Origin of the sequence: Spirosoma sp. KNUC1025 (assembly GCF_045160025.1) — a bacterium.
GTDB lineage: Bacteria > Bacteroidota > Bacteroidia > Cytophagales > Spirosomataceae > Spirosoma.
Map to the genome: position 1 here is coordinate 1,495,522 of NZ_CP087139.1, position 20,474 is coordinate 1,515,995.

At 48.6% G+C, this 20,474-nt stretch carries 15 protein-coding genes; 5 read left to right on the forward strand and 10 right to left on the reverse strand.

Features of this window, described 5'->3' with window-relative positions; translation table 11 throughout:
• Window positions 1-160: 160 nt before the first annotated feature.
• Together LN737_RS06645 and LN737_RS06650 are read right to left on the reverse strand one after the other, a co-directional pair.
• Entirely contained in the window at window positions 161-3,610 is a 3,450-nt protein-coding gene (locus LN737_RS06645) for a pyruvate carboxylase (protein ID WP_405517291.1), read from the reverse strand.
• Between the two features lie 233 nt (window positions 3,611-3,843).
• Window positions 3,844-5,853 (reverse strand): acetoacetate--CoA ligase, encoded by a 2,010-nt coding sequence (locus LN737_RS06650; RefSeq protein ID WP_405517293.1) that lies wholly within the window; start codon window positions 5,851-5,853, stop codon window positions 3,844-3,846.
• A gap of 250 nt (window positions 5,854-6,103) precedes the next feature.
• Between LN737_RS06650 and LN737_RS06655 the strand changes: the two genes are divergently transcribed.
• Window positions 6,104-7,990 carry a pseudouridine synthase gene (locus LN737_RS06655; protein WP_405517295.1) on the forward strand — a complete coding sequence of 629 codons (1,887 nt, stop codon included), beginning with the start codon at window positions 6,104-6,106 and terminating at the stop codon, window positions 7,988-7,990.
• A 93-nt stretch (window positions 7,991-8,083) separates the two neighbouring features.
• Here the strand turns inward: LN737_RS06655 and LN737_RS06660 are convergent, their stop codons facing one another.
• Genes LN737_RS06660 through pdxA form a run of 3 tightly spaced genes read right to left on the reverse strand, consistent with a single transcriptional unit; the run spans window position 8,084 to window position 11,163 of the window.
• Window positions 8,084-8,719: a DNA-3-methyladenine glycosylase gene (locus tag LN737_RS06660; RefSeq protein ID WP_405517297.1), complete on the reverse strand. Its 636-nt coding sequence runs from the start codon at window positions 8,717-8,719 to the stop codon at window positions 8,084-8,086.
• A gap of 7 nt (window positions 8,720-8,726) precedes the next feature.
• Window positions 8,727-9,614 (reverse strand): YicC/YloC family endoribonuclease, encoded by an 888-nt coding sequence (locus tag LN737_RS06665; protein ID WP_405517299.1) that lies wholly within the window; start codon window positions 9,612-9,614, stop codon window positions 8,727-8,729.
• Between the two features lie 34 nt (window positions 9,615-9,648).
• Window positions 9,649-11,163, reverse strand: a complete 1,515-nt coding sequence (gene pdxA / locus LN737_RS06670) for a 4-hydroxythreonine-4-phosphate dehydrogenase PdxA (protein WP_405517301.1) — start codon at window positions 11,161-11,163, stop codon at window positions 9,649-9,651.
• 158 nt (window positions 11,164-11,321) lie between these two features.
• Here pdxA and LN737_RS06675 point away from each other — a divergent pair, with 158 nt between their 5' ends.
• Window positions 11,322-12,266 carry a 2-hydroxyacid dehydrogenase gene (locus tag LN737_RS06675; RefSeq protein WP_405517303.1) on the forward strand — a complete coding sequence of 315 codons (945 nt, stop codon included), beginning with the start codon at window positions 11,322-11,324 and terminating at the stop codon, window positions 12,264-12,266.
• Window positions 12,267-12,312: 46 nt separating this feature from the next.
• On the opposite strand, the gene LN737_RS06680 is transcribed toward LN737_RS06675, so the two are convergent.
• Window positions 12,313-13,866: an IPT/TIG domain-containing protein gene (locus tag LN737_RS06680; protein ID WP_405517305.1), complete on the reverse strand. Its 1,554-nt coding sequence runs from the start codon at window positions 13,864-13,866 to the stop codon at window positions 12,313-12,315.
• Window positions 13,867-14,059: 193 nt separating this feature from the next.
• Between LN737_RS06680 and LN737_RS06685 the strand changes: the two genes are divergently transcribed.
• Complete coding sequence (locus tag LN737_RS06685; RefSeq protein ID WP_405517306.1) at window positions 14,060-15,586, forward strand: magnesium chelatase; 1,527 nt, start codon at window positions 14,060-14,062, stop codon at window positions 15,584-15,586.
• Between the two features lie 96 nt (window positions 15,587-15,682).
• Here LN737_RS06685 and LN737_RS06690 read toward each other — a convergent pair whose 3' ends face one another.
• A complete protein-coding gene (locus LN737_RS06690) occupies window positions 15,683-16,003 on the reverse strand; it encodes a heavy metal-binding domain-containing protein (RefSeq protein WP_405517308.1) in 321 nt (106 codons plus the stop codon).
• A gap of 350 nt (window positions 16,004-16,353) precedes the next feature.
• Here LN737_RS06690 and LN737_RS06695 point away from each other — a divergent pair, with 350 nt between their 5' ends.
• A complete protein-coding gene (locus LN737_RS06695) occupies window positions 16,354-16,866 on the forward strand; it encodes a lipocalin family protein (protein ID WP_405517310.1) in 513 nt (170 codons plus the stop codon).
• Between the two features lie 228 nt (window positions 16,867-17,094).
• Window positions 17,095-17,616 carry a lipocalin family protein gene (locus LN737_RS06700; RefSeq protein ID WP_405517312.1) on the forward strand — a complete coding sequence of 174 codons (522 nt, stop codon included), beginning with the start codon at window positions 17,095-17,097 and terminating at the stop codon, window positions 17,614-17,616.
• 52 nt (window positions 17,617-17,668) lie between these two features.
• Here the strand turns inward: LN737_RS06700 and LN737_RS06705 are convergent, their stop codons facing one another.
• The 3 genes from LN737_RS06705 to LN737_RS06715 form a co-directional block, all read right to left on the reverse strand.
• Window positions 17,669-18,355, reverse strand: a complete 687-nt coding sequence (locus LN737_RS06705) for a uracil-DNA glycosylase family protein (RefSeq protein ID WP_405517313.1) — start codon at window positions 18,353-18,355, stop codon at window positions 17,669-17,671.
• Window positions 18,355-19,158: a serine hydrolase gene (locus LN737_RS06710; RefSeq protein WP_405517315.1), complete on the reverse strand. Its 804-nt coding sequence runs from the start codon at window positions 19,156-19,158 to the stop codon at window positions 18,355-18,357. Before LN737_RS06710 ends, LN737_RS06705 begins: the two co-directional genes overlap by 1 nt.
• Before the next feature lie 131 nt (window positions 19,159-19,289).
• A complete protein-coding gene (locus tag LN737_RS06715; protein WP_405517317.1) occupies window positions 19,290-20,393 on the reverse strand; it encodes a VWA domain-containing protein in 1,104 nt (367 codons plus the stop codon).
• Window positions 20,394-20,474 lie beyond the last annotated feature (81 nt).

A 20,474-nucleotide genomic window follows, 5' to 3' on the forward strand; every position in this document is an offset into this window, starting at 1 on the left:
GTAAATTTTTCGTAAACGTATCAGGTAGTTTTGATAAATAACGTACTAAAAACAGTCCCGTTGCTTTGGAGACTTTCGCCAACAGCGCATAATGCAAAACGGGGAAATCAAACCTGCTGATTTCCCCGTTTTGCTCCTAAGCAACTGTAGCTTCGCTGGCCTACGATAGCTCCAGAACCCAATCGTCCTGTTCAACCAGCGTGCCTTCTTTCAGGACAATTTTGCTAATCTTTCCTTCTTTCTGGGCAGCGACTATACTTTCCATCTTCATGGCTTCGATCACAAACAGAGGCTGGTTTTTCTTAACCGATTCGCCTTCTTTTACCAGAATTCGGGTTAAGCGGCCCTGCAGCGGGGTGCCTATGTCGCCATCCTTACCTACTTTGGCGTTCATGGCCTTCTCCACTTTCGACGCTTTGTCGCGAACCCGAACCTGACGGCTCTGCCCATTAAGTTCGAACGTAATGGTACGCATGCCGAACTCATCCGACTCTGATTTAAACAACAGTCGAACGAGGATATTTTTACCCTCTTCGATGTTAATCAAAATCTCTTCGTTTTCTTTCAGACCATAAAAGAACGCCGGTGTCGGAATGATGCTTACGTTTCCGTATTGCTCATTGGCTTTGTAATATTCATCGTACACCTTTGGGTACATCTGGTACGACAAATAGTCAACAAACCCATCGTTGAGGGGGTATTTTGTCTGAAATGCTTTAAAATCAGCGTCGAAATCAATTGGTTTTAAATGCTCATTCGGGCGGCCCGTAATGGGTTTTTCGCCTTTTAAAACCACCAGCTGAATGTTCTTGGGGAAACCGCCAACGGGCTGGCCCAGAATGCCTTTCATCAGATCTTTTACCGATTCTGGAAACGACAGTGATTCACCTTTTGTTAATACGTCGTCGGCAGTAAGGTTGTTGGCCGTCATGAAGATAGCCATATCGCCGACGACTTTCGACGAAGGCGTTACCTTCACAATATCCCCGAACAACTGATTCGCTACGGAATAATTCTTTTTCAGAACTTCAAATTTGTCGCCTAATCCCGTGGCAATGGCCTGCGGTTTTAGGTTTGAGTACTGACCGCCAGGAATTTCGTTTTCGTAAACTTCGGCACTACCCGCTTTCATTCCCGACTCAAACGGATAATAATACTCCCGAACATCTTCCCAGTAGTTGGAGTAGGCATTCAGCGAGGGCAGATTCATCGGACATTCGCGCCCATGTCCTTCCATCATAGCCACAACGGAGTTGAAATTAGGCTGCGAGGTCAGTCCTGATAACGCGCCCAGGGCACAATCGACAATATCGACGCCTGAATCAATGGCTTTCAGGTACGTAGCAGCCTGAATCCCGGCGGTATCATGTGTATGCAGATGAATTGGAATACTTACCGCCTTTTTGAGTTCGCTTACCAGAACTTCGGCCGCCAGCGGTTTCAATAAACCTGCCATGTCTTTAATCGCCAGCAAGTGTGCCCCTTCATCTTCGAGTTGACGAGCCATGTCGAGATAATACTGGAGCGTATATTTATGCTGATTGGGCGACAGTACATCTCCAGTATAGCAAATAGCCGCTTCACAAAGAGCATCGGTACGTTCGCGAACAGCCTTGATGCTCACTTTCATGGCTTCTACCCAGTTCAGCGAATCGAAAATACGGAAGACATCAATCCCCGTTTCCCACGATTTCTCGACGAATTTCTCAATCAGATTATCCGGATAAGCCGAATAACCCACGGCGTTAGACCCCCGGAAAAGCATTTGCAGCAGCATATTCGGCATGGCTTCGCGTAGTGCGGCCAAGCGTTTCCAGGGGCTTTCGTACAGGAACCGCATCGCTACGTCGAACGTAGCGCCACCCCAGACCTCCATCGAGAACAGCTCGGGGTGATTTTTGGCGAACCCTTCGGCTACTTTTTGCAAATCCTGTGTTCGGACACGTGTTGCCAGCAGAGACTGGTGACCATCCCGAAACGTAGTGTCGGTATAGAGTACGCATTTCTGGTCGAGTACCCACTGTACGAACTTTTCACGACCTAATTCTTTGAGTCGGTCTCGACTTCCGGTAGGGTAGGCGCTATACGTATCGTAGGGTGGTACAATAGGGGTACGAAATATCTTCGAATCGTCTTTCTTTTTGACTTCCGGATTGCCATTGACAATGACATCGGCCAGATAATTCAGTACTCGGGTCGACCGGTCCTGTGGTTTGCGGAAATTAAACAGTTCGGGGTGCGTTTCGATGAATGAAACCCGTGCTTCACCACGCTGGAAAATAGGATTACTGATTACATTCAGCAGGAAGCCAATATTGGTTTTTACACCCCGAATACGGAACTCCAGCAAGGCGCGTGTCAGCCGTTGGGTTGCGCCTTTAAGGGTACGCCCCCGCGCCGACACTTTTACAATCATCGAATCGAAGTAGGGCGAGATTTTCATGCCCGCATAGCTGCTGCCTTCGTCGAGCCGGATACCAAAGCCAGCCGCATTGCGATACGCTGTAATGGTGCCAAAATCGGGTTTAAAGCCGTTGGCCGGGTCTTCAGTTGTAATACGGCACTGAATAGCGTACCCGTTCAGCGGAATCTCATCCTGATGATTGATGTAGATATTATTATCGGAGAGCTGGTAGTTCATCGCAATCAGAATCTGTGTTCTAACGATGTCGATGCCTGTTACTTCCTCCGTAATGGTATGTTCAACCTGAATGCGAGGATTTACCTCAATGAAATAAATGTTCTCGTTTTTATCGACCAGAAACTCCACCGTACCCGCGTTGGAGTAATTGACGGCCCGGCCTAACTGCAGGGCGTACTCATACAGTTTCGTCTTCGTTTCCTGACGGAGCCCAAACGATGGAGCCACTTCAACAACTTTCTGGAAGCGCCGTTGTACCGAGCAGTCGCGCTCATAAAGGTGAACAATATTACCGTGTTGATCGCCAAGTAATTGAACTTCAATATGCTTGGGATCTTCAATGAATTTTTCGAGGAAAATCGTATCGTCCCCGAAGGCATTACGGGCTTCATTTTTCGCTTCGGCAAAGGCTTTCGGAAAGTCTTCGGCTTGTCGAACCACGCGCATCCCACGGCCACCGCCACCCGCTGCGGCTTTTACCATTACAGGAAAACCAATACGTTCAGCTTCGGTCAGGGCAAATTCAGGAGACATATTCTCTTCACGAGAATCAGGAATCAACGGCACACCCGCCGTTGTTGCCAGATTTTTAGCGCGAACTTTATCGCCCAGGGCATCCATGGCTTCCGGAGAGGGACCAACGAAAATAATACTTTCTTCCCGGCAACGCCTGGCTAGTTTTACGTTTTCTGACAGAAACCCGTAACCCGGATGAATGGCATCGATCTTATGGCGCTTGGCCAGCAGAATAATTCCTTCTACGTCCAGATAGGGTTTGAGGGGGTCTTCATCCCGACCAATTTGGTAAGCTTCATCGGCTTTATAGCGATGAAGCGAATAGCGGTCTTCATACGTGTAAACTGCAACGGTGGTAATGCCTAACTCCGTGGCGGCCCGCATAATACGGATGGCAATTTCGCCCCGGTTGACAACAAGTAAGCGTTTAATCGGTCGGATGTACTCTTTCATGATTTTCAACAAAAGCAGCTTTGGATTATGAGCGTGCCAAAAAGCATAGCAAGATTGTTGAAAATTTTGAAAAAGCCGTCATTTACCATACTATCATTAGAAAAGATAGTTTTTTCGCGGAATATTGCATAGGTTTTGAATAATGCGTCTGATAATGACTTGCTTAAGTAGATTGCCTGAAAAGTGACATCAAGTTGAATCTCAGGATCTTGAAACCCGAAGGAATTTCAAGGTTAATTCGGCTTTAAATGCTGACTCGCGAACTCAATAAATTGATCCAGCGAGCTAGGATTACGTAGCGTATCCTTACTAGTTGCCAGCGATACGTCGACGCCCGACAATATTTTCTTAATAGGCGTTTCGAGCTTTTTGCCACTGATCGTGTAGGGGACTTCAACAATCGAGTAAACCGCGTCGGGAACGTGCCGGGGACTAAACTGATTCCGTAATGTCTGCCGTATCCGGGTGACCAATTCATCCGTCATGCTGAAGCCGTTTTTAAGAACGACAAATAAAGGCATGAAATACTGCCCGCCGGGTTGCTCCAGACCTACCACCAAACTATCCGCAATTTCGGGCAGGCTTTCCACCGCGCTGTAAATCTCACTTGTGCCAATACGTACACCATCGCGGTTGAGGGTTGCGTCGGAACGACCATAAATGATCACCCCGTTACGTTCGGTGATACGGATATAGTCGCCGTGGCGCCAGATACCGGGATATTCTTCAAAATAGCTTTTTCGATACCGATTATCACCCGGATCATTCCAGAAGTAAATAGGCATGGAGGGCATAGGTTCCAGAATGACCATTTCACCCAGTTCACCTCTGACCGGCTTGCAGTTCTCGTCGAATGCGTCAACGTAGCTGCCTAATAACCGGCACTGGATTTCGCCTTCGTAAACCGGTAATAATGGATTGCCTCCCACAAAACCACTGCATATATCCGTACCGCCACTAAACGAAATCAGCCACACATTCAATTTTATGGATTCATAAATCCAGCGGAACCCCTCCGGCGGCAAGGGCGATCCCGTTGAGCCAATGGTACGTAACGAAGAGAACTTGAAAACGTCATTGGGTTTCAGACCCGCTCGCAGGCAGGCTAAATAAAAGGCAGCTCCTCCGCCAAAATGATTGATTCGGGCTTCCTCCGTCAGTTTCCAGAGCACGTTCAGATCAGGATAACCGGCTGAGCCGTCGTAGATGACGAGCGTAGCCCCAACCAGGAGGGAGCCAACCGCAAAATTCCACATCATCCATCCCGTCGTAGAATACCAGAAGTAGCGTTCACCAACCCGTACGTCCTGATGCAACGCCAGCACTTTTAAGTGTTCGAGCAGACAGCCGCCCACACTATGCGTGATCGCTTTGGGCTTCCCCGTTGTGCCAGATGAGTACAGCACCCAGATCGGATGCTCAAACGGAACTGGCTCAAAAATCAGTCCCTCGGGGGCCGGTGTTGCTACTACGTCCTGCCAGAGAAAACCTTCCTTCCGAAACGTTTCGGTCGGATCGCTGTTGCGGTTTAGATAAGGTACCCAGATTACCTGCGTAAGTGTTGGTAACTGTGTGCATAAGTCCCGCATGGCATCTGTTTTGTCGATAGGTTTCCCATTGTAGGTGTAGCCATCGGCGGCAATCAGCACTTTCGGTTCAATTTGTTGAAAACGATCAACAATACTGGCCGTTCCAAAATCGGGTGAACAACTTGACCACACAGCGCCAATCGAATTGGTTGCCAGAAAGGACACAACAGCTTCCGGAATGTTTGGCAGCACCGCTACGACGCGGTCGCCGATACCAACGCCCTGACTGCGAAGATGGGTTGCTACAGCCGCTACCTGTTGCTCCAGGCTATTCCAGGAGATCATCGTAAGCCCCTGCCGTTCAGACGCAAAAAGCAGCGCTGGCTGATGAGGATGCTGCGTGGGTTTATGCCTGAAAACGTGTTCGGCATAGTTTACGGTTGAGCCGATAAACCACTCCGTACCAATCATGTCCTTATCGCCCGGTCGGTAGATGATCTGCTGGTAAGGCGTGTGGCTCTGAACATCAAAAAATTGCCAGATACTTTCCCAAAAATCTTCCAGATCCGTTACCGACCAATCCCACAAGTCGTCATAATCCCGGAAGTACAATCCTTTTTTGACAAATAACCAGTTGAGATACTGTTTCATCAGCGACTGATCAGCCGTGCGACGATCAGGGGTATAGAGGGGCGTAAGTATCGGGCGAGGCATATCGTAAGCGAATAGTCAACAATCGTCAGGCACTAGCCAGTAATCATCCTTCATAGACTCTTGCCAAACGACTAACGACTTATAGGGGCTATGGATTGTTTTTGCCAGAAAATGCGTTTCGATAAAACAGATAGAGGGGAATCTCTTGAAAACCTCTACCTTTGTACCCCATTTTATAGTTATCTAAATAAGTGTACTGATAATCAGTACTATTTCTTATCTTCAAAAGTACGATTTACTGTATTTTTCCATGAATCAGGATTCAGAACAGGACCAGTCTGGTGCCGGAGCACCGCGCCGTGATGGTGAGCCGCTTCGGCGGGCAGGTCGTTCCTTCGACCGTCGGGATGACGGCCGAAATGCAGATACTCCGCGTTTTAATCGCAGCCGCAACGACGAGCCGGCTGGCAAACGGGAGTTTACCACCAATCGCCCATTTCGCAACGATGGCGATGCCGGAGCCGCCAATCGGGACTCCAGACCACCGCGTTTCAACCGCGAAAGCCGGGAAGGTGGGTTTAGAAACAACGAACGTAATACGGATGATCGTCGGCCACGCTTTGACCGCGACGATCGCCCAGGTTTTAATCGTGACAATCGCTCACGTGACGATAAGCCACGCTTTAATAATGATCGGCGGGATAACCGTACAGAAGGTTCACGGCCACGCTTTGATCGGAACACTCGTCCCGACAACGAAGGGCCACGTCGGGATGACCGGTTTGGACGTAGTGGAGAATCGCCCCGTTTTGATCGGACCAATGACCGTCCGGATCGTGCCGTAAATCGGTTCGGGAATGAACCGCCCCGCCGGACGGATCGTCCTTCAGACCGTAATGATAATGACCGTCCTCGTTTTGACCGGGATCGTTCGGAGCCACGTAACAACAGGGATGATCGGCCTCGCTTTAATTCAGACCGGCCAAAATCTGACGATCGGTATGCGGATAAAAGTCGTCGCAATCGGGATGAATCCCCCCGTCCAGACTGGAAAGACCGCAATGATCGTTTTTCAGATACTAATTCACGCCGTAATCCGGGTGAACGTAGCGAACGGCCATCTCGCTTTTCTGGCGAACGTAATGACCGTTCCGATAAACCAGCTTTCAAACGGGTAGGTGGGTTTAATCGGGAGGCTGATGAGCGTAATAAAAGCCGGTTCAGTACAGATGACCAGCGCGAGGGCGGCCGTCGGGAATTCCGCAAAAGAGATTCACGTGATGATGAGCAGACCGGCCAAGGGCGGTTTTCGAGTCAATTGCGTAAAGATTCTGGCGACCGGCGTACAGGAATGTACACCAAAGCACCAAATTATAATCTGGAAGAAATCCGCAATCGGGACTCTTTCAAAAAAGACTATACAAGAGGGCCGCGTGCTGACCGCAAAGAGGATGTTGAAAAGCCCAGACGCGCACCTGCCAATGACGGCTTGACCCGACTGAATCGGTACATTGCCAACTCGGGTGTGTGCTCGCGTCGGGAGGCCGACGAACTGATTGCCCAGGGAGATATCTCCGTAAACGGTAAGGTTATTACCGAAATGGGCTATAAAGTAAAAGAAGGTGACACGGTAAAATACGGCACCAAGGTGTTAAATCCGGAGCGTTTTGTTTACGTATTGCTGAACAAGCCTAAAGACTACATCACCACAACCGATGATCCGGAAGAGCGCAAAACCGTAATGGAACTGGTTGCCGACGCGGGTAATTTCCGCATGTATCCGGTAGGTCGATTGGACCGTAACACAACGGGACTTTTGTTGCTCACCAATGATGGTGAATTGGCTGATAAACTAACGCATCCGTCGAACAACGTTCGCAAAATTTATCAGGTTGAGCTGGATAAGCCCATCACAGATGAGCATTTTGAAGCCATCAAAAAAGGCATCGAACTCGAAGATGGACCAATCAAGCCCGATGCGCTGAGCATCGTTACGCCTGATGCACAGGTGATTGGTATCGAAATTCACTCTGGTCGTAACCGTATCGTACGTCGTATGTTCGAGCATTTCGGGTATGTTGTCACCAAGCTTGATCGCACGACCTATGCCGGGTTGACCAAAAAAGAATTGCCACGCGGTAAATGGCGTTTCCTCGAACCGAAAGAGGTAATCAAGCTTAAGTATTTTAATTCGTAAACAATAAAGAGCGAAAGAACGAATGAGTGAAAGAGCGGAAGCCTACTGGCAGATAACGCTCTTTCACTCATTCGTTCTTTCGCTCTTTGCAATTTATCGCTTGCTGACGAAGCGATTCCCGCGGATATAATATCGGTAAGGTAAGTCGGCACCATGAGTCAAGCCAATACGGGTTGTGGTGACCATATCGAAATCGTGCAGAACAGGCCCCTGAATAAAAATGTCGCCTGTTACCAGTGACGAAAAATTGTGAATCTCCCTTTTGATTCCCATAGCAATTGTGAGTTTGCCGGGGCCGTTTGCCAGATTCCGCTGCCCGTCAGCCGTTTCCGGATCGATGGTATTGTTGCGATACCGCGCAAAACCTGTTTTGAAAGCTTCATTACGCCGATACGCCATCAATTCAATGCCTTCCGTTGGCTCCAGAGCCCGAATCAATACCGCTTCGCCTACACCTTCAGGTCCTGTAACGATGTTGATGCAATTGTAATGATTGTAAATCTGGTAAACGTAAAGGGTACCGGGCGGACCAAACATGGCAGCATTACGGGGAGTTTGCCGCCGATACGCGTGGCAGGCCGGATCATCGGTCAGATAGCCTTCCGTTTCAACGATAATCCCAGCCGTTCGCCCGTCCGCCGACTCATGAACAAGCTCACAACCCAGCAAAAGTTGCGCTAAGGTCAGCGTGTCGTGCGACTGGTAAAAAGATGTGTCAAAAGTGGCCAAAGTCTTTTTAAATCACGTTCATGGTCTGTTCCTTTATCTTCTCCAGCTCGTCTTTCATCTGAACCACAAAGTGCTGGATGGTAGAATCATTGGCTTTTGAACCGATCGTGTTGATTTCGCGGCCTATTTCCTGCGAAATAAAGTTCAATTTTTTGCCATTGGCCTCTTCAGTAGCCAGCACTTCCAGAAAATAGGCGAGGTGATTTTTTAGTCGGACTTTTTCTTCCGAAATGTCGAACTTCTCAACGTAGTAGACCAGTTCCTGTTCAAAGCGATTGTGGTCGAACGACTCGCTATCCAGTAATTCTTTTACCGAATTGCGCATTCGTTCACGTACCGCAGGCATCCGGCGTGTATCCTGTTCTTCAACGTCAGCCAGCCGATCAGTGATGGTCTGAATATATTCCTGAAATTTGTTTTCCAGCACCGCACCATCCTGCCGCCGAAACGCGTCGCACCGACGAATCGCTTCCTGTACAGCCGCCTGCACAGTAATCCAGTCAGAGGCATCGGCCGTTGGGTCAAGCGATTCGGTGAGATAAGCATTGGGCTGTTGCAGAGCCAGTTGGAGCACATCGCCATCCGAAATGCTCATCAGCATGGTGTTCGCCGTTTCTTTAAGATCGCTTACGTAGGCGGCTACCAATGGCCGGTTTATGGTTACGCCCGGTCGCACGGCGTTTGTACGGGCAAGATTAAGAGAAAGCTCGACTTTGCCACGCTCCAGCTGATGAGTCAGCAAGGCGCGTAATTCAATTTCTTTATCGGAAAATTGTCGGGGAATGCGGCAGTAAATATCCAGGAATTTGGAATTCAGGGTTTTGATTTCAGCCGTTACTGATAGGTTACCGGCTTCTACGGTTGCGTTGCCGAAGCCGGTCATGGATTTAAGCATCAGTTTATGATTTGGGGTTTACCATCAAGGCAACCTATTTAAGGGCACCAGCTTCAATTTCCATAAATTCCTTCCGATTGCGGGCTACGTCAATCGCAGTGTATATGGCTTGTAGCATCGAGGTTTCGTCGGCCAGATCCTTTCCGGCAATGTCGTATGCAGTACCGTGGTCAGGCGATGTTCGGACAGCAGACATACCGGCCGTAAAATTGACACCTTCTTCGAAGGCAATCGACTTAAACGGAATCAGTCCCTGATCGTGATACATGGCTAGCACAGCGTCAAAATTTCTATAATTACGGGTGCCAAAAAAGCCGTCGGAGGGATAAGGACCAAACACCAGCTGCCCTTTGTTACGCAAATCCGTCAGTAAAGGCTGAATAATATCCTGCTCTTCATTGCCAAGTAACCCTTCCTCGCCCGCGTGCGGGTTCAGGCCGAGTACGGCAATTTTGGGTTTGTCAATACCGAAATCCTGTTGCAGCGACTGCATCATCATCGATAATTTTTGCGCAATACGGTCGCGGGTAATATTCTGCCGAACGCGCCCTAACGGAATATGACCCGTTACGACGCCCACACGTAATGTTTCGCTAACCATGAACATCAGGTTATCCTGTACGCCAAATTCCTGCGCCAGATACTCGGTATGTCCCGGAAATTTAAATTCCTCCGACTGAATGTTGTACTTGTTGATAGGTGCCGTTACCAGTGCGTCCAGCTTGCCCGCTTTCAGGTCTTCAACGGCTCTCTGCAGACAGGCAAAGGCAGCCTGCCCCGCTTCAGGGGTTACGCGTCCGGGCTGAATTTCCTGATTCTGATCGGGCCAGCACGTAATGACATTCGTTAGTTTGTGACTGATCTGCCCGATTGACTGCGCACCGTTCAGGTTCCAGTCTTTCATGTTCAGCAGATTCCGGTAACGATTCAGGATGCGCATTGACCCGTAAATAACCGGCGTACAGATTTTCTGCAACCGATTGTATTGCAGCGCTTTCAGGATAACCTCAGGACCAATGCCGTTGTAGTCACCCAGCGAAATACCGATCACCAATCGATTTTCACTACGTCCTGTCGTCTCGGCGGCCTGGGCGCCAACGTTTCCGGAATCGCGGGTTGCGGTCTCGTTCACTACCTGATCGCGCGGCTGAGGGCGGTTACCGGAATTGGTACGTTCACGGTCGGGCTGCGTGTTTTCCCGCTGACGACCTTCAGTAGGGCGTTGCCCATTATTTGCCTGTCGTTCATTGGGTTGACGGCCTTCCCGTTGATTGTTGTTACGCTCGTTGGGTTGACGATTTTCCCGCTGGTTTGGCCCGGTTCGGGCTGGTTGGTTAGCGCCTTCGTTAGTATTCGTTTGGGTATCAGCATTCCGGTTATGACGCTGTGGCGCATTCTGTCGGTTGTTGACAGGTTGATTATCAGCAGATTGTTGGGCCGAAGGTTGTGGTTCGGCTGCTTGTATAGGACCAGACTGAGTTTCGGCGGCTGTCCCGGCTGACAGGACATTAGGTTGCTGACTCGGTTCGTCGGGTTGGCGTTGTTCCATGCACTTTTTGTAGTTTCGCCAAATAATGAATAATGAGTACTGTAAAACGGATAATGAAGGGTAAATAACGAGGATTAGCGGACTGTTTGACCATTAATCCGTGTTCATTATTCATTCTACATTATTTAGGATTGCTGCAAGTTACGAAAACCCAACGGATGTCCCAGAATCACCCCTCTATTCTCATTGCCGATGAGATGCATACTTCGCTCTTTCGGATGCTTGATGAAGCAGGCTTTAGCTATACGTATCAGCCAAAAATCACGCGGGCAGAATTAATAAATCAACTCAGTTCTTTCGACGGGCTTATTATTCGCAGTAAAACGACTGTTGACAACGAATTGTTGAGCCATGCTCCCAACCTGCGGTTCATTGGCAGGGCTGGTGCGGGGCTGGATTTAATTGATCTTGAGGCTACCGAACAGCGGGGCATCCATGTATTTCATGCCGGTGAGGGCAACCGGGATGCCGTTGCCGAACATGTTGTTGGGATGCTGCTGGCGTTGCTTGCCAATATCCTGAAAGCCGATCGGGAAGTTCGTCAGGGAATATGGGATCGCGAGGGAAACCGGGGCTATGAACTCGGTAGCCTGACGGTCGGGCTGATTGGTTACGGCAACAATGGACGGGCAACTGCCCGTCGACTCAGCGGATTCGGCTGTCGTGTTCTGGCCTACGATAAATTCCTGACGAATTATGGAGATACGTTTGCGGAGGAGGCATCCATGGAACAGCTAATGGCCGAAGCCGATGTACTGAGTCTGCACGTACCGCTTACGGACGAGACGCGTATGATGGTAAACAATACGTTTATTGCACAGGTTGCCAGACCCTTTTACCTGGTTAACATTGCGCGGGGTGAAATCGTATCGCTGTCGGCGCTGGTGCGAGGGCTGGAAAGCGGCAAGATACGCGGATGCTGCCTGGACGTACTGGAAAATGAAAAACTGGCAAAACTCACAGTAGATCAGCAGGCTTCTTTTGACTACCTGCGCCAGTCGGATCGGGTGATACTAAGCCCGCACGTAGCAGGCTGGACGCACGAAAGTTACGTACGCATCAATGAAGTGCTGGTAAGGCAATTGGTGCCCTTAAAAACGTAAAGAGGGGCGCATTACTTTTGCAATCTCAGAAACTGCCTCATTTCAGTTAAGGAACTACTGTAAACGAGGTAGTTTCTGTAATGGTCGTCGTGGCGTTGGTGATACGTATTGGGCCCGTTTTGGCGTCGGCTGGAACAAGTACCCAACGCTCCGTATCGGTGTTTTTGCCATCATCAGCCGCAGCTTTCGCTGAGCCGGTAAATAAAATCTGAGCGTCTTGTAAATAATCACCTCTGATTACCACGCGCTGGCCCACCTTAGCACTGGCAGGCGTAACGCCCGTTACGACGGCTGGCTGAATAATGACCAGCGGCACAGCGCTAACACCCGAACCCGCGCGATTGGTGATGGTTACAGGACCGCTTACCGCGTTGGCGGGCAGGCTGATGTACACACTGCTGCCTTCAACCCGATCAACGATTGGAATGGAAACGTTATTAAAACGGACATCACTAATGCGGTAGAAATCCTTTCCGGAAATAGTTACGAATCGGCCGGGCAACTGGCGTGGGGGCGTAACCGTCACGGATGATGGCGGCAGATATACAAATAGCGATTCTACACCACTACCGCTGCCGCCAAGACTACTGACCGAAATAACTACTGGCCCCGACGCAACCGGCGACGGAACAACGGCTTCTAGTTGCGTGTCGCTCAGCACCCGGAACGTAGCGATAAAATTGCCGAACATAACATTGGTTACAGCTGCTAGATTACGACCCTCAATGATGACTTTATCGCCACCGATGGCGTCCTGCGCTGACAGACGCGCTACAACAGGCGCCTGGAAAATCTGAACCGTATCGGTGCTGGTCGCTACCAACTTCTCAAAAACCGTTACGGTTACCCGTCCGGTAGTCGCTTCGGCTGGAATAACTGTACGAATTTCCGTATCTGTTACGGTGGTCAAGGCTTTATCCGTGGGTTTTCCATTCACCCGCACCTGTCCGTCTGTCAGGTTCATGCCCTTAATGACCAGTTGCGCACCGGGCTTGGTTTGCAATGGCGACAAGCTGGTAATCTGGGGCGTACCTGCTACGATAAAATTGGTGTTGATAAATCCGCCTTTCGTCTCAATCGATAAGATGACCGGGCCGCGCCCTACGTTTGGCGGAACCGTAACAGTCAGTTTTTGAGCAACACTGTCTTGTATGGCGGCAGCCACGTTACCAAAGCGAACTTGTTTGATCTGATTCAGAAAATCGCCCGTAATAACGACCGAAGTGCCGGGCAGCCCATTCGTTGGTGATATGGTTGCAACAACGGGTCCCGGCTGCCGGGCAATAAAAGGCAACGGGTCGGTTGTCCCCTGATCGGTCTGAACGCGAATCAGGGTGCTACCCGGCGTTATATAAGGAACTTTAACCTTTATGGTATTATCGTCATTATTAACGATAGAGGCCGATATTGCCGACGTACCGGTGCCAAACAGAACAACAGGCGAAGCCCCGAACTGATGACCAACTAACGTAATTTCGTCACCGACATTGGCTTCACGTACCGACAAACTAATGAGTTCCGGGGGATTACTCTGAATTCGGCACCCTGATTCACCCAGAAAAAAAATAAATAAAAAGAAAAGAGGGATAAGTGATTTCATAGTGGCAACGGCAACCAGTATCCGGTGCGTAATCAGTAAAAGTAGTCAATTTAAGTATCCAAAAACCATTTCTTTAGAATGCCTGTTTCCCTAGTGATGAATGGTGAATGATGAATAATGAACGGTTATTTCATTACTACCTTCGTTATTGTCATTCATCATTCATCACTTATCATTCATCATTTAAAACGAGATGAACTACCGCAGCCTGAAAGCTTCAAAATTACTATCTATCACTACACTTGGCGATCTGAAAGCCGCCGGGTACGAACCTCGCTCAATTAAGCAGGAACTACGTGATAACCTGATTGATCGAATTAAAGAGAAAGAAGTTGTATTTCCGGGCATATGGGGCTACGAAGACACGGTTATTCCGGATGTAGAGCGGGCTATTCTGTCGATGCATCACATTAACCTGTTGGGGCTGCGTGGGCAGGCTAAAACCCGGATCGCCCGCCTGATGGTCAACCTGCTGGATGAGTACATTCCGGTAGTGGAAGGCTCTGAATTAAACGACGATCCCCTTCTGCCGATTTCACGCTTTTCGCTGGATTTAATTGCTGAAAAAGGTGATAAAACACCTATTTCATGGCTTCATCGAAATGACCGGTATACAGAAAAGCTCGCTACGCCCGACGTATCGGTAGCTGACCTCATCGGCGATGTGGACCCGATTAAGGCCGCTACGTTGAAACTTCCGTATTCCGACGAGCGTACTATTCACTTCGGCCTGATTCCGCGTTCGCACCGCTGTATTTTTGTTATCAATGAATTACCTGACTTACAGGCCCGTATACAGGTATCGTTGTTCAATATTTTGCAGGAAGGCGATATTCAGATTCGAGGTTTCAAGTTGCGGCTTCCCCTGGATATTCAGTTTGTGTTTACCGCCAATCCGGAAGATTATACCAACCGGGGCAGTATTGTAACGCCACTGAAAGACCGGATCGATTCCCAAATCGTGACGCACTATCCGAAATCGATTGAGATCGGCAAGAAAATCACCATGCAGGAAGCCATCGTAAAAACGGAGCAGAAAGGAATGGTGAAAACCAACGACCTGATTGCTGATCTGATCGAACAGATTGCGATGGAAGCCCGCGAGAGCGAATATGTTGATTCGAAAAGTGGTGTTTCGGCAAGGATGACGATTTCGGCTTACGAAAACCTGCTCTCGTCGGCCGAACGACGGTCATTGCTCAATGGTGAAAAAGAAACCTATGTCCGTATCGCCGATCTCTATGGCGTAGTCCCTGCCATTTGTGGTAAAGTTGAGCTGGTGTACGAAGGCGAGGTTGAAGGGCCGGTTATCGTTGCGCAAAACCTGATTGGAAAAGCGATTCGGAACCAGTTTCTAGCCTACTTCCCCAATCCGGAGAAGGCCAAGAAAGATAAACGGGGCAATCCGTATCGGAAAATTACCGACTGGTTTGGCGAAGGCAACACAATGGACATTCTGAACGATCTAACCAACCGCGATTACGAAGCCCGGCTGCGTACGATTGATGGCCTCGACGACGTAGTGGATCAGTTTCATCCGCGCCTGAGCAAAGCCGAAAAGCTGTTTATGATGGAATTCGCGTTACATGGCCTGGCCGAACATTCACTGGTTGGCAAAAAGGCGATGGACACCGGTCTGTCATTCAAAGACCTGCTCGGCTCCATGTTTAATCCGGGAAACCAATTTGGCGAAGAAGATGAGGACGACGATCGGTTTTAAAATCTGATAGAATTGGTCAGTTGTTATTGGTCATTGGTTAGTTGTCGTTCGTGGCATTGACTTTTATTCCAATAACAACTGACCAATGACCAATGTCTATTCAACAATAACCGCCGTTCCGTTGGCGCTTACCATCAGCATGGCACCATTGCTGCCAATGGTCTGATAATCTAAGTCGACGCCAATTACGGCGTTAGCACCCAGCCGGGAAGCCTGATCAATCATTTCTTTAATGGCAATGCTTTTCGCTTCGCGTAGCGCCTGCACGTAAGCGCCCGAATGGCCACCCACTACATCACGAATGTTGGTGAAGAAATCTTTCACCAGATTGGCCCCAATAATGGCTTCGCCATTGACCAGACCAATGTATTTTGAAATGCGCTTGTCTTCAATGTTTGGGGTAGTTGTGATGAGCATGAAGGGGAGTTAAGAAGTTAGACAAGAGTTTGGCATTCTCGCTGTAAATTTATACAGTTGGCGAGTTATATAAACGCCGTTTATCATATTCCTGCACCTTACAGCCCCGATAGGTATGATTAAGCCTTATTTGCCGGTAATCATTCGATTACTACGCGGTCAACTCAGGCTCGAATGCACATTAATTTAGTCGTTTGCTGCGGCATCCGGCAAAAGGCACCTTATCAATAGAGACGCCAATATAGACAGTTCATTCGGTAAAAGCGGCAGTTGGGTCAATCAGCCCCTGACAGTACGTATTCGGGCAGATAGCTTTGTGCAAACAAAGAACAAATCTATCTGCAAATCGTATGAAAATGAATAATTTAGGCCGTCAGATGGCTTGGGCGATGGTCGTAGCCATGCCGTTATGGTTCGGGAGTTGTAAAAAAGAGAATGCCGGTGGTGGCGACCCTGTAACACCAAATGCTGTCGAAGGAAGCTGGAAAATCTCGGCTATGGCCGTAACAGAAGGTAACGAGTCGGTTGATTACCTGGAGCTTCTAAAAAATCTGGCTGGTGAAGCCGTTGTAACCTGCATGACCGATACAAAAATTACGTTCAACAGCAATAGTAGCGTTACAGGAGTACCCTCTCCGGCCTGCAACTCCGCTGATATGGGTGAATACAACCCGGTACAGGACAAGTCTACCTGGAAGACAAACGGAAATAAAATAAGCATTACGAGTAGTGAAGGGTCAGAAACGTACGACTACACGGTGAGTGGCAATACTATGAAGTGGAATATCCAGACGCAGGACGACAGTGACGGCGATGGCGTAAAAGAAACACAGACAACCACCATTCAATTTAAACGGGTATAACAGTATAACCGACTAACTAATAGAGAGTGATAGTAGTCAATAATTTTTTAGCGTACGCTAAAAAAACGGCCCTGATACCGGGCCGTTTTCTGTTTAATTGGGTTAATACGTCTTATAGTTCTGACGGACCCAAAAAAGCGATTGTATATTCGGTAAACCTATATATTTGTACGACACATCGACGTATTGACAAATTATAGTATTTACATTTAACAGAGGTAACAACAAATGAAAAAGATTAATGCAGCTCGTCTGTTTGCCTGGGTAATGGTGCTGGCTATTCCTCTGTGGCTTGGAAGTTGTAAGAATGATGGCAACAACGTTACGCCATCGTCATCTATTGAGGGGAGTTGGAAAATTTCAGGATTTAAAATCAACCCAGCTGTAGATTTGTTACAGACAGGCCAGTCAACAACCGATTTGTTCGTAGCTTATAAACAGCTTCCCATCGGTAATGATATCGTTGACTGCTTAACCAGCTCTGTGATTACGTTTAATAGTGGAGGCAAAATTTCCGGAACGACAGGGTCAAAATGCTCTGCTACAACCAATGCCAATCCAATTGATGATAACTCAACCTGGAAACTGGATGGTACCAAGCTAACGATTACCAGTGGTACGGAAGCGACAACGTATGATACAGTAATCAGCGGAAATAGCCTGAAATTGACTTTTCTGGCTGCAGAGGATTACGATGGAGATGGGAAAAATGAAACCTATACAAGAACGCTTGAACTTACTAAAGCATAGAACGTACTACGTTTTGTAAAGCCGACCTGTCGATAAACGCAGGTCGGCTTTTTTATTGACCTGTGTTCAGGCAGTCGTGCAGGGTCGCGATGTATTTTTCCAGATACAGCGGAGCATCTTTGGTTTTGTATTGCAGAATATACCGCGGGTGATCGAGCGTGACAATTCGCTCGAAAAAGCCCTGCTGATCATTCAGCCGACGCAGATACGTTTCATTTTTGCGGCCCAGACATACTGCTACGTGTCGGGCAGCCCCAAAATGCAACTGGGTTCGAACAGTGTTGGTGATGGCAGGCCAAAGGATATCGGTCGTTTGGCGGTCGTCGTAAAAATTGTAATTTTTTCCTGCTTTTGTGAGCGCCAACGGAAATAGCGATGTGAGAAAAAACTGACTATAAAACGACTGCGCTCCACCAAACGCGTCGACTACCTGATAGATAAACCGGCTTGATAATTCGGGCGTATCGCGTAAATCATTATCGATACCACAATACCGACGCAAATTCTGCGGTGTTGTAAACGAAATGCCCGTAACACCCGCCCCAAACCGACCGGGATTGATGCCCAATACAAAGATGCGTGGGTTGCTATCGCTGAAAAACTTGGTATAAAATTCCGCCACAATACGCTGTACATCAGGCTGCTGGTACGGATTCATTACGCCAATATCCGGCGGCAATGTAGCAGGGGCGGAGAGCGTATTGTAATACGCAATGGCTTTATCGGCGAACGTGGTCATCAGTGCGAAAAATAAGTGTAGCAGATGAGGGCGAGTTCACCAATGATGCGTTCGGCGTCTGGCGTCGGTACCCCTTCCACAAAAACGGACAGGAGAAAAGGCTGTTGGGCATAAACAATCGCGGCATCGCCCCGAACGTAGGCTAACGTACCGGTTTTATGAGCAACTACAACATGCTTAGGCAATAAGCGGGGAATGGTCAGTTCGCCTTTGTTCTGTTTAAGAATGTCCAGCATCTCTGCGCAAAGTTTGGGCGTAGCAACCTGATTGCGGTATATTTTTTCGAGCAATACGTTCATTTCCTGCGCTGTAGCGTAGTTTTCCCGGCCTTGCTTCGCAGCCAGTGTATCCATCATGATGCGGTTGAGCTGGCTTTTGGCAAGACCAAGGGTATGAATACGCTGATTGACAGTATCGCGGCCGAGAAGCTTAATGAAAATATTGGTAGCTGTATTATCGCTCTCCACCATCATCAGCCGAAGCAGTTCGCGATAGCTTACGCGGCTTTGATCCGCATAGGTTTGCAGCACGCCCGAACCACCCACTTTTTCAGCATGATTCAGTGTGTGAATGGCGTCCAGCCTGAACGTACCGGCCTTAACACGTTCCATCACTTCGATCATAATGGGCAGTTTGATTACACTGGCGGATGGTACCCGCTCGTCGGCCCGATGTGTAAACGTTACATTGTTTGTCAGCGATTTAGTGGACAGGCTTACCCGAACATCAGGTGGTAACCGACGCAAATAGGCATTTAGTGAATCAGCCAGAGGCTGGGCCTGGATAGCTATTGTGAGGCTCATGACCAAAAATAAAGTCGGGAGAGTGGTCCCGACTTTTAAGAAGCGAATTGGTTTTTTCGGCTTACGGATCATAGCGAATGGAAAGCAACCAGGGCGTATAAGCGTTGACGTAAAAACTATAATCCGAAACCTTATTTGATATTCTTTCGACGGTTGCGCTGAAAATCCTCAAACATCATGTTGCCTAATCCCTGCAAGCTGCTGTAATACGCCCGCCCGTTGTTGACCTTCGTAAATTCCTGCACAAACTGCTTCAGATACGGGTCAGTGGCAATCATAAACGTAGTGATCGGAATTTCCAGACGACGGCATTGAGCGGCCAGCGTAAGGGTTTTGCTAACCACTTTTCGGTCGAGCCCGAATGAGTTTTTGTAATATTTGATTCCTTCTTTCAAACAGGTGGGCTTACCATCGGTAATCATGAAAATCTGCTTGTTCTTGTTTTTCCGGCGACGTAGTAAATCCATGGCAAGCTCCAGACCGGCAACCGTATTGGTGTGGTAAGGACCAACCTCCAGATACGGCAGATCTTTCGCCTGAATCTGCCAGGCATCGTTGCCAAAAACAACAATATCGAGCGTGTCTTTCGGGTATTTCTGTTTGATCAGTTCTACCAGCGCCAGCGCCACTTTTTTCGCGGGCGTAATCCGATCTTCGCCGTACAGAATCATCGAATGGCTAATGTCGATCATCAGCACCGTTGAGGTCTGCGTTTTCTGCTCTTTTTCGGTCACTTCCAGATCACGCTCCATCAGGCGAAATTCTTCGACACCACTGTTGATCTGAGCGTTTTTGATGGATTCGGTCATTGAAATCTGTTCAAGCGTATCGCCAAACTGGTAGGCGCGAAGATCGCTACTCAATTCGTCGCCGGTGCCTGTATACGGTGTATTGTGGTTTCCGCCCGATTTGGAACGTTTGAGCTTACCGAAGATTTCTTCCAGTGCCGAGCGTCGAATCGTCTGCTCGCTTTTCGGAGTCATCACAATTTTACCTTCTTCATTTTCTTCGGTCAGATACCCTTTTTCCTTTAGGTCGTCGAAGAAATTGCCGATGCCGTATTTATCGTCGGTCAGGCCGTATTGACGGTCAAGCTGACTCATCCAGGCCATCGCCTGCTCTACATCACCGGAGGTTAAGAGAAGAAGTTGCTGAAAAATATTGAGCAGTTTATCGAAGTTGCTGCCTCCTTTCTGCTCAGGCGGTATATAGTCGGAAAATTGAAAGCCTTTCATAAATCAATGAGTGATTATGTGAATTGTGAATGAGCGAATAGAGCAGGACAATCTACATTGGCAGAACAGTACGTTTTGCGG

Bases quoted from the DNA above. Each gene is read 5' to 3' on its own strand.
- LN737_RS06645 (WP_405517291.1), bottom strand. From the start codon at position 3,610: ATGAAAGAGTACATCCGACCGATTAAACGCTTACTTGTTGTCAACCGG.
- LN737_RS06650 (WP_405517293.1), bottom strand. From the start codon at position 5,853: ATGCCTCGCCCGATACTTACGCCCCTCTATACCCCTGATCGTCGCACG.
- LN737_RS06655 (WP_405517295.1), top strand. From the start codon at position 6,104: ATGAATCAGGATTCAGAACAGGACCAGTCTGGTGCCGGAGCACCGCGC.
- LN737_RS06665 (WP_405517299.1), bottom strand. From the start codon at position 9,614: ATGCTTAAATCCATGACCGGCTTCGGCAACGCAACCGTAGAAGCCGGT.
- pdxA (WP_405517301.1), bottom strand. From the start codon at position 11,163: ATGGAACAACGCCAACCCGACGAACCGAGTCAGCAACCTAATGTCCTG.
- LN737_RS06675 (WP_405517303.1), top strand. From the start codon at position 11,322: ATGTCCCAGAATCACCCCTCTATTCTCATTGCCGATGAGATGCATACT.
- LN737_RS06680 (WP_405517305.1), bottom strand. From the start codon at position 13,866: ATGAAATCACTTATCCCTCTTTTCTTTTTATTTATTTTTTTTCTGGGT.
- LN737_RS06685 (WP_405517306.1), top strand. From the start codon at position 14,060: ATGAACTACCGCAGCCTGAAAGCTTCAAAATTACTATCTATCACTACA.
- LN737_RS06690 (WP_405517308.1), bottom strand. From the start codon at position 16,003: ATGCTCATCACAACTACCCCAAACATTGAAGACAAGCGCATTTCAAAA.
- LN737_RS06695 (WP_405517310.1), top strand. From the start codon at position 16,354: ATGAAAATGAATAATTTAGGCCGTCAGATGGCTTGGGCGATGGTCGTA.
- LN737_RS06700 (WP_405517312.1), top strand. From the start codon at position 17,095: ATGAAAAAGATTAATGCAGCTCGTCTGTTTGCCTGGGTAATGGTGCTG.
- LN737_RS06705 (WP_405517313.1), bottom strand. From the start codon at position 18,355: ATGACCACGTTCGCCGATAAAGCCATTGCGTATTACAATACGCTCTCC.
- LN737_RS06710 (WP_405517315.1), bottom strand. From the start codon at position 19,158: ATGAGCCTCACAATAGCTATCCAGGCCCAGCCTCTGGCTGATTCACTA.
- LN737_RS06715 (WP_405517317.1), bottom strand. From the start codon at position 20,393: ATGAAAGGCTTTCAATTTTCCGACTATATACCGCCTGAGCAGAAAGGA.